The sequence below is a fragment of the Bhargavaea beijingensis genome, from assembly GCF_900101985.1.
In the GTDB taxonomy this organism is placed as follows: Bacteria; Bacillota; Bacilli; order Bacillales_A; family Planococcaceae; genus Bhargavaea; species Bhargavaea beijingensis.
Window position 1 is genome coordinate 242,726 of record NZ_FNAR01000003.1, and the last position, 12,642, is coordinate 255,367.

The following is a 12,642-nucleotide window of genomic DNA, read 5'->3' on the forward strand; positions in this document are numbered from 1 at the left end:
CCAAAAGCCATTCAGGGAGGTACCAAGTTTCACAGGGCCGCGGCTCCGACCAGGGTTCCTCCAGGCTGATCCCGTTTTGCCGGCTGCCTTTACAATCACATGTCCATCCCCTACACTGGATTTATCGGGGCCAACCCGAAGCATGAAAAACTGCATACCGTCATTGCACTGGGGGTGCCCGTTTTGGGCTGAGATGAGAGCACTGCTCCGATCCCTTTGAACTCGATCAGGTTAGGACCTGCGTGAGGAAGTGCGGCGAATTTCATGACGCCTTTCATTTTTTATGGGCATGTTCTGAAATCAAGGCTGCATCTTCACGGGTGCAGCTTTTTTGTGTTCATTTTCAGAAGGGGGTTTTTAGAAATGGAAGACATGCATTGTGGAACCAGTCCGATTGTGGGGTTCCGGTTTACGCTGAGCCCGATGACCAATGATTTTGTCGAGGTCATCAAGGGAGCGCTTGAGGAGGTCGATACGTCCGCGGTACGGATGCACACAGATGATGTGTCGACGGTCATCCGCGGCAAACAGGGGCACGTGTTCAACGTGGCGAAGGCGCTGGCGCTCCACACGGCGAAAACCGGCGTGCATGTGGCGCTGAACGGCACGTTTTCCGCAGGCTGCCCGGGAGACTCGGCGGGAGATGCATACCTGGGCAAGCCGGACGAACAGCTGAACCACGACCGGACCAAGCAATACGTCTCGTCGCAGTTTGCGCTGTACCCGATGAACCACCCGGATTACATGTCGGTCATCTATCGTGAGATCGAGCGCGCCAAGGAGCGAGGCGTGTTCAATGAGTCGATGCATGACGCAAGCGGCATCCACGGGGATATCCATGATGTGTTCGACTTCTATGAAGAAACGTTCACCCACGCCCGCTCCGAGGACCACCGCCACCTCGTCATGACCGTCTCGATGAGCATCAACAGCCCGTCCCATGGGGGGAATTGACATGAGGCAGCCCTGGAAACTCAAAGAAGTCGTGCTTGCCTCGCTGTTCGGTGTCGTCTTCGGCATCGTGTACCTTGTCGCCGTCCACTTCGGCAACATCTGGGCAGGGCTGATCGGGCCGATCGCCTATGAGTGGATGTTCGGCATCTGGTTTATCGTCTCCATCCTTTCGATGGCGATCATCCGGAAACCCGGAGCGGCTTTGCTTCCCGAGACACTCGCTGCCATCATCGAAGTCATGATCGGCAATGCGGTCGGTCCCCGCCTGATTTTGACAGGGGTCATCCAGGGGCTCGGAGCGGAAGCGGCGTTTGCCGCCACCCGCTACCGCCACTTTAATCTGGCGGTCATGATGCTTGCAGGTGCAGGCGCCGCTGTATTCAGCTTCGTGTACGGCTACTTTGTCTCCGGCTATGCGGCACTTGACCCGTCATTCGTGTTGCTCATGTTCACGCTGCGCGTGCTGAGCGGTGCCATCATTGCCGGAATCGGCGGCAAGTATATGGCGGACGGCCTGCTGGCGACGGGCGCGCTGCGCGGGTACGCCATCTCACGGACGAAACAGGGTGGAGCCCGTGCGTGAAGCCGTCGTCTCCCTTGCTGATGTTTCGTTCCGCTTTCCGGAAGACCCGGACAACACGCTTACCGGCCTGACATTCGAAATCCATCCGGGCGAGCGGGTCGCCATCAGCGGGCCGAGCGGCTGCGGCAAAAGCACCCTGCTTTACCTGCTGAACCGGCTTTATCCGCTGAACTGCGACGGCATTGTTGAAGGTGACATCCGGCTGTTCGGGAAACGTGCGGAGGAATACCGGCCGGGCGAAATCAACCGGCTGATCGCAACCGTCTTCCAAGATCCGGATTCGCAGTTCTGCATGACCACCGTCGAGGAGGAACTCGCCTTCACGCTGGAAAACCTGCGGGTTCCCCGCTCCGACATGGACCGAAGAATCGGAGACGTCCTGGCAAAGACCGGTCTCGCGGCTTTCCGCCATTCAATCATCCAGTCGCTGTCCGGCGGGCAGAAGCAACGGGTCGCGACCGCCTGCGCATTGGTCGCGGAGCCGGAAATCCTTCTTTTGGACGAACCGCTCGCCCACCTCGACCCGCTGACCGCCCGGAATTTTGTCCGGTGGCTGGACGGGCTCCAGAAGCAGACCGGCCTGACAGTCGTTGTGGTGGAGCACCGGCTGGACCTGTGGGAAGAGTTCTTCGGAAGGGAGATGACACTCGGGCCCGGCGGCCGGCTTCTCGCGGACAAGCCGGCTGTCCCGAAGCCCCCGACTGAATTTCCGGGACGCTTGTCTCGCATGACCGCCAAGCCTTCCCTCTCCGTCACGGGCCTGTCGGTTGAAATCGGCGGGAAGCAGCTGCTCGCCCCTCTTTCATTTGAGGCCGCAGAAGGCGAAGTCTCCGTCATCGCGGGACCGAACGGGAGCGGGAAATCGACGCTCGCCAAGGCGCTTTGCGGCATCTACAAACACAATGGAACCGTCCGGTCGACCGGTACCGGCTATGTTCCCCAGTCGCCGGAATTCCTGTTTCTCACGAATTCCGTCCGGGACGAACTGGCGTTTTCGGGCCTCGCCGCGCCGGAAACGCTGGACGACCTCGCCGGCCGGCTGAAGCTGGAGCCGATCCGGGAAGCGAATCCGTTTTCGGTCAGCCACGGCCAGAAGCGCCGCGTCGCAATCGGCGCCATGCTCGCCGACAACCGTCCGGTCATCATCATGGACGAACCGACATCCGGCCAGGATGCCGCAAGTCTCCGGGAACTGTTTTCCTTGATCGACGAGCGTTCGCGGGAAGGCGTCACATTCCTGGTCATTACCCACGACATGGAATTCGCCGCGGGCGTTGCCGACTCGGTCCTTCTGATCAAAGACGGCCGGATGACCGGGAAATTCAGGGCAGAAGACGTGTGGGAAGAACCGGCACTGCTGGATGCACACCACCTTCTCCCGCCGAAAGGAGCGGACCGCCGTGCGCCGGCTTTTGCATGACATGAACCCGTCGGTCAAGTTCATCATCGTGACTGTCTCGATGCTCACGATGGCTTTCTTTTTCAACCCGTGGACACCGCTTTTATTCTGGCTCGGAATCCTCGCCATGCAGTTGACGATGAGCCGGATCAACTGGAAGCTGTGGACGCTCATGATGCTGCCTTTCACGCTCGGCGCAGCCGGCTACCTGTGGACGACGCTCGTCTTCGGGGCGGACACCGGCGGTGAAGTGGTCGGATCCTTTGCCGGCATCGAGGTCACCGACAAACAGTGGGCACACGCCTGGTCACTGACTTTCCGGGTCATGGCCTTCTCGACGCTGTCTCTTCTGTTCGCATTCACGACCAATCCGGTCACCTTCGTCATGAGCCTGATGCAGCAGCTGAAAATCCCGCCGAAGATCGCCTACGGCACGATGGTCGGCTATCAGTTCCTGCCCGTCCTGAAAGACGAACTCAACCAGATCCGGCAGGCCCAGCGCCTGCGAGGCATCGGCCGGGACCGGCATTGGGGGCAGCGGATCGCCGGCACGAGGCGGCTCCTGATCCCGATGCTTGCCGGCGCCGTCCGGAAAGCCGAACGCGCCGCCTTCGCGATGGAAGCGAGGGGCTTCACCGGAGAACGGCGGAAGGAATTTTATCAACCGGTTCACATTTGCAGCCGTGACTATGTGCTGGCCGGCATTTTCTTGATGGTGCTTGCTGCAAGCTGCGCAGGAGGCGTCCTGCTTGGGAATTGACAGCAAAAACAGCGCCTGAAGCGCGGTATTGATCACCTGCACGTTCAAAGCCGTCTTGAACGCCCGCCGCATTTATGACATGATAGACCAGAACTTCATACCGACATGTGGGGGGACCGGTGTGGCCGGTTGAGAGTGCGCTCATTAGGCGCTGACCCTTTGAACCTGATCTGGTTAGGACCGGCGTAGGGAAACAATCTGCGAGACACCACCTCTCGCCTTTTCCAGCGTGTCCGGGCTTCTGCCTGGGCATGCTTTTTTTGCCTGGTGCGGCAGCCCGCGCCCCCCTGTCGGGAAAAACATTACAAGGGGGTACCCTCATCATGAGAAAATGGCTCGGCATCGCCGCTTTGGCGGCCCTTGTACTGGCCGGCTGTTCTTCCGGGACAGCGGACCAGGAAAAGGGCACCGGCAAGAACGAACTGAAGAACGTCACCATGGTCCTCGACTGGACACCGAACACGAACCACACCGGACTCTACGTCGCGCAGGAAAAAGGGTATTTCGAAGAGCAAGGACTGGATGTGGAAATTGTCATGCCCGGAGAAGCCGGTGCCAACCAACTGGTCGCTTCCAATGAAGCCGAATTCGGCATCAGCGCACAGGAATCGCTTACGGAATCCCGCGTCCAAGGCATTCCGATCGTCTCGGTCGCCGCGGTCATCCAGCACAATACATCCGGCTTCGCCTCTCCTGCCGAAAAGAACATCCGCTCCCCGAAAGACTATGAAGGGAAAACCTACGGCGGATGGGGGGCTCCCGTGGAAGAAGAAGTTCTGTCCACCTTGATGGAAGGTGACGGAGCAGACATCTCAAAACTCGAGTTCCTGAATATGGGCAACACCGACTTTTTCACCGCGGTGGAGCGTGACGTGGATTTCGCCTGGATTTACTACGGCTGGGATGGAATCGAAGCGGAGCTGCGCGAGATTGACCTGAACATCCAGTACCTTGCCGACTTCTCGGATGAACTCGACTACTATACGCCGATTATCATCACAAGCGAAAAACTCATCAGTAAAGATCCCGATCTGGTTTCCGCTTTTGTCGCGGCCGCATCCAAAGGCTATGAATACTCGATTAAACACCCCGGGGAAGCGGCCGACATTCTGATCGGCGAAGTTCCGGAGCTTGACGAGGAGCTTGTCCGTGCCAGCCAGGAATGGCTGGCACCGAAATACCGGGACGATGCGGACCGTTGGGGAGAACAAAAAGAGTCTGTCTGGGCCGGCTATGCAAACTGGATGCATGAACATGGCCTGATCGAAGAAAAACTTGATGTGGAGGCCGCGTTCACGAACGACTTCCTTCCGAAGGAGGAAAAATGATGGCTCATGCATTACTGGGCATCCAGATCATCCCGAAAGTACCCGGTGGCGGAGATGTGATTCCTTATGTAGATGAAGCCATTGCCGTGATTGGGGCATCCGGAGTCCGCTACGAAGTCGGGCCGCTTGAGACCGTCATGGAAGGCGAGCTCGGCACGTTGCTCGATATCGTCAAACAGATGAATGAGAAGATGATTCAAGCCGGCTGTCCCGGCGTTCTTTCCCAGGTGAAAATCTCCTACCGGCCGGAGGGCATGTCCATGGATGCGCTGACGGAGAAATACCGGGGATGAAACAGGCACTCCGCCACAGTTGGAAGCCTGCCGCACTGATTGTTTTGCTGATGGCGGTTTGGGAAGCGGCCGTCCGTCTGTTCGACATGCCGGCCTGGCTCCTTCCTGCCCCTTCAGCGGTTTGGACGGAGCTGCTGAACGACTGGCCGTCCTACAGCGGGCATATCGGTTCGACGATCACCCTCGCCCTCGGCGGATTCCTGATCGGCAGCGCGGTCGGGCTGCTTGCAGCGACCGTTCTCCATCTCGTGCCCGGCTTCCGGGAAGCCCTTTACCCGCTGATGATCCTGACACAGAACATTCCGGTGATCGTGCTTGCGCCGCTCCTGGTCATCTGGTTCGGTTTCGGGGCCACCCCAAAACTGATGATCATCGCCCTCGTATGCTTTTTCCCGATCGCCGTTTCCGTCCTTGATGGGTTCCGGCAGACAGACGATGACCTCATGCACTATATGAAAATGGCAGGCGCCAGCCGGGGGCAGATTTTCCGCAAGCTGGAATGGCCTCACGCTCTCCCTTCCGTTTTTTCCGGATTGAAGATTGCCGCGACCTACAGCGTGATGGGAGCCGTGATCACGGAATGGCTCGGCGCCAAAAAAGGGATCGGCGTATACATGACGCTCGCCTCTTCCTCGTTCAGGACGACGAATGTGTTCGTGGCCATTTTCCTCGTCATGGCACTGAGCCTGCTGTTTTTCGGGCTGATCCGCCTGATCGAAGACCGTACCGTCATTTGGAAAACAAAAGGAAGGAGGGAACGGAATGGCTGAACTGGCCGTACACGATCTCCATAAAAAGCTTGGGCAGACGGATGTGCTCGGAGGATTGTCTTTCCGCGTGGGAGACGGGGAGTTCGTCTCGATTCTTGGCCCCTCCGGAAGCGGGAAAAGCACCCTGTTTCAGCTGATCGGGGGCTTGCTCGAGCCGGATGGCGGCGAGATCCGCCTTGGCGAACAGCCGATCCGGGGCCGGCGCGGCATGATCAGCTATATGCCCCAGCGTCCGTCCCTCCTTCCCTGGCGGACCGTCTTGGACAATGTGCGGCTCGGGGCCGAAATCGCCGGCGCCCCGGACCCTCCGGACGCAATCGATATGCTGGACAAGGCAGGTCTCGGCGGCTATGCAGATGCTTATCCTCATCAGTTGTCCGGCGGCATGCAACAGCGGACCGCGTTTATCCGGAGCTTGCTCAGCCCCCAGGACTTTATCTGCCTGGATGAACCGTTCTCCGCTCTTGATGAGTTCACCCGGGCGGAGATGCAGCAGTGGCTGCTTTCCCTCTGGGAAGAAAATCCGCGGTCGATTCTGTTTGTCACCCACAACATCGAAGAAGCGATCTATCTATCCGACAGGATTTTGATCTTGACCGACAAACCGGCACAACTGCTTTCGGAATATCACGTTCCTTTCCGGCGTCCCAGGACACCCGACCTGATCCTGTCCGAGGAATTCCTGGACATCCGAAGGCAGATCGCCCGGCAGCTGACAGCCCCGCACAGATAAGGAGTGACTTTCCGTGACCGAAGTAAAGCAAGAAAGAATCGATGTTGCCCGGATCCGTGCCCATTCAGAAGAAATGGACCGCACCCGGGCAGTCCCGCAAAACCTGCTGGACTATCTAATAGAAGAAAAGCTGTTTAAGCTTTTTGTACCGGAACAACTCGGCGGCCGCATGCTCGGTCTCCCCGAAGCACTGAGCGTATTTCGACACGTTTCCCATTCGGACGGCAACGCCGGCTGGCTCACGACGATCGGCTCCGGCGGCGGCATGTTCGTCCCGAATATGACAGAAGATACCGCGCACGAGCTGTTCAGCCCGGCCTCCGCCGTCATTGCCGGGAGCGGCTTCCCCGCCGGCACAGCCGTTCCTGCCGAAGGCGGATACCGGGTCTCCGGAGAATGGAAATATTGCAGCGGAGCGCCCTATGCTTCCATGTTCACTGCCAACTCCACCATCGAAGGTACAGACACCATCCGAAGCATGACCCTCATGCCGGACCAGGTGGAAGTGCTCGGTGACTGGAATGCATTCGGCCTCCGCGCCACCGGCAGCCATTCCATCCGTGTCACGGATGCCTTCGTCCCGGAAAACCGTACCTTCAGTATTTTCGAACAGCAAAACGCATTTTCCGGACCGGTCCACTCGTTTCCGTTCGTCGCCTTTTCGGTCGCTTCATTCACGGCAGTCTGCCTCGGCATTGCCGACCACTTCTACGAGGAAGCGCGATCACTCGCCGAGGAAAAATGGCCCGGTGCGGACCGGCAAGCCTTTGTTTTAGGCGAACTGGAACAGCATGAAAGGGAGCACGGCAAACAGGCCGCCAGCTTCGAATCAAACGTTCGTGATGCATGGACACGTCACCTGGCAGGCGAAGCAATGACCGCTGAAGAAGAACAGCACTTGATCCGGACCGCCAAGACAGCGGCCGGCACGGCGCGCTCCGGCGTCCAAAGCGCCATCCGCCATTTTGGCATGGATGCCGTCATGGAACAGTCACCGCTCAACCGCATCTGGCGGGACCTGTCGACCGCCGCCCAGCATACATTTTTGCTGCCTGAACCGGCCGGCAGTTAAACCCGAAAAGCATCTGGCAGCCTATTGCCGGATGCTTTTTCACCTTTCATCTTCCTCTGACAAACACCTTCACCCGTCCGCTCCTGTCCATCGTTGCAAGCAGCACATCCTGCAACCGGACATCATGCTCCTCTTTCAGGATTGATAACAGCCCGGCTTCATCCTTTCCCTTCCATTGAAGTGCTTGTTTATCGACCCGCCCTTCCCTCACCACGACAACAGGTAAATCGAATGGTTCAGGCGTCATGTTGAAATCACTCCTCGTCGGTCCCTGATACTGCGGACTCTCGAAAAATGAAATGGTGCCATCGGGTTCCCACAGCGCCAGCGCAAGGGTTTCAAGGTCCTCAATCTTCGCCTTCCGCGCTTCGGACAGCAGGTAATCGATCGTGATGCGGGCTTTTTTCAGGTTCGGATAAACAAGCTGCCCCTTTTCCACGAGCGGAATCGGACGGGGCAAAACAAAGTTCCGGACGCGCCCGGATTTCAGCACGGCGAATACGCTCGTCGAATAGAGAACAGCAAACGCAGCCATCGTAATCATCGACCCCTTCAGACCAAGCCCTTTATCGGACAGAGGGTGTGCGATAATGTTCCCGATGGTAATGGCGATTGCAAAATCCAGAAGACTCAGCTGCGAGATCGAGCGCTGCCCCATCACCTTGACCACGATCAGCAAGAAAATATAGGAGACGACCGCCCTCAAAATCCATTGCATGGCGGTCAGCGTTTCCTGAGGATGAATAAATTCCATCACTCCCGCCCCTCTCGGCTGGTTTTTGCCAGTGTGCCCAAGTGGGATTGCGGTTTACACCTTCATACGGACCGCGCATAGGTTCCTATGCGCGCTTGTCCAGTTTCAATGCGCGCTTCCGGCCTTTCTATGCGCGCTCCCAACAAAAAAGAGAAGGCGCATCCACGCCTTCTCCCATCCATCAGTTATTAATATACTTCTCGAACACCGCGCCGAAGTCTTTTTCATGGTACTTGGCACGTGCCTGCTGTATCCAGTTAAACCCGAACTCGGTCAACTTCTCGTATTGCTCTGCAAGCTGGACTTCTGCCGGACGGGTGTTGTGTAGCACTTGGACGGCCCGGTCGAGGCTCTGCGTGGCCATGTCCATCTGGATGCTGTTTTCATGCGTCACTTCGGCGATCGAGCCAAGCGCCTTATACAGGTCCTTCAGCTGATCCAGCTGCTTTTTGTCGACGTCGATGCTGAACGCCTGGTTGCCCAAAGTGAACTTGATTTCGACATCGAGGTCGACTTTCCCGGCAGTCTCGAGCATCACATCCGTGAACTTGTATTGCGAGTACGGATAGCGCTTCAGCGTCCGCTTGGAAGATACCGCGGTGTCCCCGTCCACATGGATGAACGCGATATTTGTAAAGCAGTACTCGTCCGCCTTCGTCTTGATAAGGAAATAGATTTTCTCGTCATCTTCGTGGCGGATGTAATCATCAGCGTCGGTCTTGTCGTAGTCCGCCGGCCCGATGATTTTTCCGATATCCGACAGCCCGAGGGCGTCGGAAGCAATTTTTTTGAGCATACGTTTCCCTTCTTTCATCACTTGATTGATTTGATTATATCATTCGCACCACTGAAGTCTGACTCATCATTACATCTTTCCGCCAAGTTTAGTTGGAAAAATTCAGTAATTACTAAATATATTACCCTACTACTACGGGTAGGCGATATGAACTATACTATCCTAGGTTAGTTACTAAGAATTGGAGGTATTGTAATGAAGAAACTTTCTATGATTTTAGGCCTGTCCGTCGTCTTGCTGTTATCCGCTTGCGGTGAGACTGCAACAAGTGACTCTTCGGGCAAAGAAGCAGATGCAGCGACAGAAAAAGCATCATCTAAAGGGATTGTTAAACCAGAGGAGTTTGACCAAATGTATAGCAGCCCCAAAGAATACGAAGGGTATACCGTAGAATTCACAGGCCAAGTTTTCGCTGAGCCTGAAAGAGATGCGGACGGTACCTACCTGCAAGTATATGCCAAGCCGGAAGACTTCGAGCAAAACGTCATTGTTGGAATTGAAGAACCGGATTTGAAGGTTGCTACTGAAGATTACGTTAAAATTACGGGTACCGTCAAAGATCAAATGGAGGGTGAGAATGCTTTGGGCGGTGTCATTTCAGCCCCTATCGTCCTTGCGGATACCATTGAGGTAGTTGATTATATCACTGCAGTCTCACCAACGATTAAAGAAATTGCTGTTGATGCCGAACAGGATCAGCATGGTTTTTTGGTCAACGTTCAAAAAATTGAAGTCGCCGACAATCAGACAAGAGTCTATGTTAAAGTGACCAACAACACTAGCAATACGATTAATTTCTATGACCACAGCACAAAGTTAATTGTTGAAAATAAACAGTTTGAGCCGGAGTATACTTATGAAACCGGCCTGCCTGAAGTACAATCCGAAATTCTCCCGGGCATCGAAACTGAAGGTATAATCATTTTCCCTGCAATTGAGCCAGACTTGGCTAATTTGAAGTTTTATGCGGAAGGATACTCTGATGACTATGAAACTGAAATAGAGCCTTTCACTTTCGATATCCAAGCGCAATAAAGATCAATGGCTTTTCTGCTCATCAAGCGGAAAAGCCATTGTTCTAATTAGTTTCACATATTCACCGCCGTTCCCCCGCAACGGTTGGTATTCACTCAGATCCACTCCCCAAGCACAAAAAAACCAGGCAAGAAAGCCATCTGTCTTCTCACCTGGTTGTATTCGATAAACCCTCTAACTCTCCAAAATGCCGCAATGCCCATGATATCCCGCGAGTTTCCGAAAGATGACTGCGTTACAAGCGGAATTGTTCTACTCCCCATCCTCCTCATAATCCTTCGGTTCCAGGTCATCCGGATTCGGGTCGTACGGATCGGGCGGCCGGGTGTCGTGAGGATCCTCAACGTAAGCACTCGGCCCGCCGGCAGGGTTGGCTTCTTCATCAGGAGTGATGCAATCGGGGCAGCGGTCGGATTCGGAAGACCGGCCGGGATCAAATTCTTTTCCGCATTCAATGCACACCGGGCGCGGATTCGTCATGGTCAATTCGCCTCCATGTTGTCATTTTGGCTTTATTATGCGGAGTTCGGCTTCATTCCATCCACGTTCGCTGTTTGAATGCAAACAAAAAAAGATCGTCTCAAAACGATCACTGTAAGGCACTGATGGCACGTTCAAGCAAGTCGATATCCTCTGCAATTTGCAATTGCAACTCTTCATCTTGGCACTGTCCTAAATCTATATACAAACGCAAAAGCTCATACGAAAACATTTGATATTCGATGGAATTCTCCAATCCTTATGTTACCTCCATTACGGTATTCATTTGATTATTCCCAAACCCATTGATTATGAAACAATATTTCGAGTTTTGTCGAACCGGCTCTACTATTGGCCTATACCCCGGTAGATGGGCTTACCGTTTCCTACTTGAATTTAAACAAATCCACCTCTCTTTTGATGGATAACTATTACTATAAGACTAATTTTTATCAATCCAGTTTATGCTATAATATTCCGTACTTCTTCTCGTTGCACATTTCCCCTCCGTCCGGCAAATTTCACGTCGAGGGGGAACAGGGTCGTCTCTATGCAGTCGCTTCAAAATCTATACATAAGGTGGATGACATGAAAAAAAACAAACTGACCAAAAAGATTCTCGCCGTCACGGTTGCCCTTTCCCTGTCTGCCCCGTTTGCCGTATTGGCCGAATCGCCTGCCAAGGTGGTTGTCGATCCGGGCCACGGCGGACATGACTCAGGCGCGCTCGGAAACGGTCTTGCGGAAAAAAATCTTAACCTGAAGCTCTCCCTGATGATCAACAAGAAACTGAACGCTTCCTATGTCGTCAATACCAAAATGACCCGGGACTCGGACGTTTTCCTTTCCCTGAAGGAAAGAACGGATTTGGCCAATGCATGGGGCGCGGACTTGCTGGTGTCTGTCCATCATAACTCTGGGGGAGGTTCCGGATATGAAGATTATATCTACTCCAGAAGCGCTACGGTAAAAAATCATGAAGTCCAGAATGAGATCAATAAAGAAGTCCAGAAAGTATTGAGCCGCTATGGGCTGAAAAACCGCGGAAAGAAAAGCGCCAACTTCCATGTGCTGCGGGAATCGGGCATGACTTCCATCCTGCTGGAAATCCTATTCATCGATAACCCGACAGATGCATCTTATCTGCGCAACAACAACTTCATGAACGATATGGCTTCCGCAATCACACTCGGAATCGCCCAAGCAATGGACCTGCCGCTTAAGGCGAATGCATCCGCCCCTTCGATCGGAAGCGGCGGCACTGAGCATGCTTCCGGAATCAGCGTCAAGGAATTAAACGGCACATTTGAATCTACGGTAAACAACCTGAATGTCAGGACCGGCAACACGCCCCAGTACCGTTCCCTCGGCAAACTCAACAAAGGGGATAAGGTAAAGGTCACCGGCGTGACATCCAACGGCTGGTACCGCTTCAGCTTCAAGGGGAAAACAGCTTACGTCAGCGGAGATTACCTGAAGCAAATTGCATCAGCCCCTTCCGTTCCGTCCAACGGCATGATCTACGGCAAAACGCTGTCGCTCGGCTCGACCGGAACCGCCGTCAGGAACTGGCAGCGTGACATGAACAAAGTCGGGTTCAAGCTGGGCGTCGACGGCATCTTCGGGCAAAGCTCTCGCTCCGCAGCAATCGCCTTCCAGAAAAAGCACGGTCTCACGGCGGACGG

15 protein-coding genes and 2 riboswitches are annotated in these 12,642 nt (G+C 55.0%); of the genes, 11 read left to right on the forward strand and 4 right to left on the reverse strand.

The genetic code is table 11. From position 1 onward, the window contains the following. Positions 1 to 160: 160 nt before the first annotated feature. Positions 161 to 266, forward strand: a riboswitch (TPP riboswitch). Positions 267 to 363: 97 nt separating this feature from the next. The 9 genes from BLT01_RS04325 to BLT01_RS04365 all read left to right on the forward strand — a co-directional run bounded on the left by BLT01_RS04325 (position 364) and on the right by BLT01_RS04365 (position 7,892). Further along, a complete protein-coding gene (locus BLT01_RS04325) occupies positions 364 to 954 on the forward strand; it encodes a YkoF family thiamine/hydroxymethylpyrimidine-binding protein (protein ID WP_092094956.1) in 591 nt (196 codons plus the stop codon). Position 955: 1 nt separating this feature from the next. Next, positions 956 to 1,537 carry an ECF transporter S component gene (locus tag BLT01_RS04330; RefSeq protein ID WP_092094958.1) on the forward strand — a complete coding sequence of 194 codons (582 nt, stop codon included), beginning with the start codon at positions 956 to 958 and terminating at the stop codon, positions 1,535 to 1,537. After that, complete coding sequence (locus BLT01_RS04335; RefSeq protein WP_092094960.1) at positions 1,530 to 2,957, forward strand: ABC transporter ATP-binding protein; 1,428 nt, start codon at positions 1,530 to 1,532, stop codon at positions 2,955 to 2,957. The genes BLT01_RS04330 and BLT01_RS04335 overlap by 8 nt, the downstream gene beginning before the upstream one ends. After that, positions 2,938 to 3,696: an energy-coupling factor transporter transmembrane component T family protein gene (locus tag BLT01_RS04340; RefSeq protein ID WP_092094962.1), complete on the forward strand. Its 759-nt coding sequence runs from the start codon at positions 2,938 to 2,940 to the stop codon at positions 3,694 to 3,696. The genes BLT01_RS04335 and BLT01_RS04340 overlap by 20 nt, the downstream gene beginning before the upstream one ends. 99 nt (positions 3,697 to 3,795) lie before the next feature. After that, positions 3,796 to 3,906: riboswitch (TPP riboswitch) on the forward strand. A 113-nt stretch (positions 3,907 to 4,019) separates the two neighbouring features. Further along, positions 4,020 to 5,024 (forward strand): ABC transporter substrate-binding protein, encoded by a 1,005-nt coding sequence (locus tag BLT01_RS04345; protein WP_092094964.1) that lies wholly within the window; start codon positions 4,020 to 4,022, stop codon positions 5,022 to 5,024. Beyond that, a complete protein-coding gene (locus BLT01_RS04350; protein ID WP_092094966.1) occupies positions 5,024 to 5,317 on the forward strand; it encodes a thiamine-binding protein in 294 nt (97 codons plus the stop codon). The genes BLT01_RS04345 and BLT01_RS04350 overlap by 1 nt, the downstream gene beginning before the upstream one ends. Then, positions 5,314 to 6,087, forward strand: a complete 774-nt coding sequence (locus BLT01_RS04355) for an ABC transporter permease (RefSeq protein WP_092094968.1) — start codon at positions 5,314 to 5,316, stop codon at positions 6,085 to 6,087. The genes BLT01_RS04350 and BLT01_RS04355 overlap by 4 nt, the downstream gene beginning before the upstream one ends. Further along, positions 6,080 to 6,820 (forward strand): ABC transporter ATP-binding protein, encoded by a 741-nt coding sequence (locus BLT01_RS04360; protein WP_092094970.1) that lies wholly within the window; start codon positions 6,080 to 6,082, stop codon positions 6,818 to 6,820. Before BLT01_RS04355 ends, BLT01_RS04360 begins: the two co-directional genes overlap by 8 nt. Positions 6,821 to 6,833: 13 nt before the next feature. Further along, a complete protein-coding gene (locus BLT01_RS04365; protein WP_092094972.1) occupies positions 6,834 to 7,892 on the forward strand; it encodes an acyl-CoA dehydrogenase family protein in 1,059 nt (352 codons plus the stop codon). A 46-nt stretch (positions 7,893 to 7,938) separates the two neighbouring features. Here BLT01_RS04365 and BLT01_RS04370 read toward each other — a convergent pair whose 3' ends face one another. Both BLT01_RS04370 and BLT01_RS04375 read right to left on the reverse strand, forming a co-directional pair. After that, on the reverse strand, positions 7,939 to 8,646 hold the full coding sequence (locus tag BLT01_RS04370; RefSeq protein WP_092094974.1) for a DUF421 domain-containing protein: 708 nt from the start codon (positions 8,644 to 8,646) through the stop codon (positions 7,939 to 7,941). 181 nt (positions 8,647 to 8,827) lie between these two features. Beyond that, a complete protein-coding gene (locus tag BLT01_RS04375) occupies positions 8,828 to 9,442 on the reverse strand; it encodes a PH domain-containing protein (RefSeq protein WP_092094976.1) in 615 nt (204 codons plus the stop codon). Positions 9,443 to 9,637: 195 nt separating this feature from the next. Between BLT01_RS04375 and BLT01_RS04380 the strand changes: the two genes are divergently transcribed. Continuing rightward, positions 9,638 to 10,477, forward strand: a complete 840-nt coding sequence (locus tag BLT01_RS04380; RefSeq protein WP_092094978.1) for a hypothetical protein — start codon at positions 9,638 to 9,640, stop codon at positions 10,475 to 10,477. Positions 10,478 to 10,729: 252 nt separating this feature from the next. Here BLT01_RS04380 and BLT01_RS04385 read toward each other — a convergent pair whose 3' ends face one another. Together BLT01_RS04385 and BLT01_RS15180 are read right to left on the reverse strand one after the other, a co-directional pair. After that, on the reverse strand, positions 10,730 to 10,957 hold the full coding sequence (locus BLT01_RS04385) for a hypothetical protein (RefSeq protein ID WP_092094980.1): 228 nt from the start codon (positions 10,955 to 10,957) through the stop codon (positions 10,730 to 10,732). 109 nt (positions 10,958 to 11,066) lie between these two features. Next, positions 11,067 to 11,213 (reverse strand): hypothetical protein, encoded by a 147-nt coding sequence (locus tag BLT01_RS15180; RefSeq protein WP_176765038.1) that lies wholly within the window; start codon positions 11,211 to 11,213, stop codon positions 11,067 to 11,069. Positions 11,214 to 11,545: 332 nt separating this feature from the next. On the opposite strand from BLT01_RS15180, the gene BLT01_RS04390 reads away from it, so the two are divergent. Then, the coding region (locus tag BLT01_RS04390) for an N-acetylmuramoyl-L-alanine amidase (protein WP_092094982.1) at positions 11,546 to 12,642 on the forward strand (1,097 nt) is incomplete at its 3' end.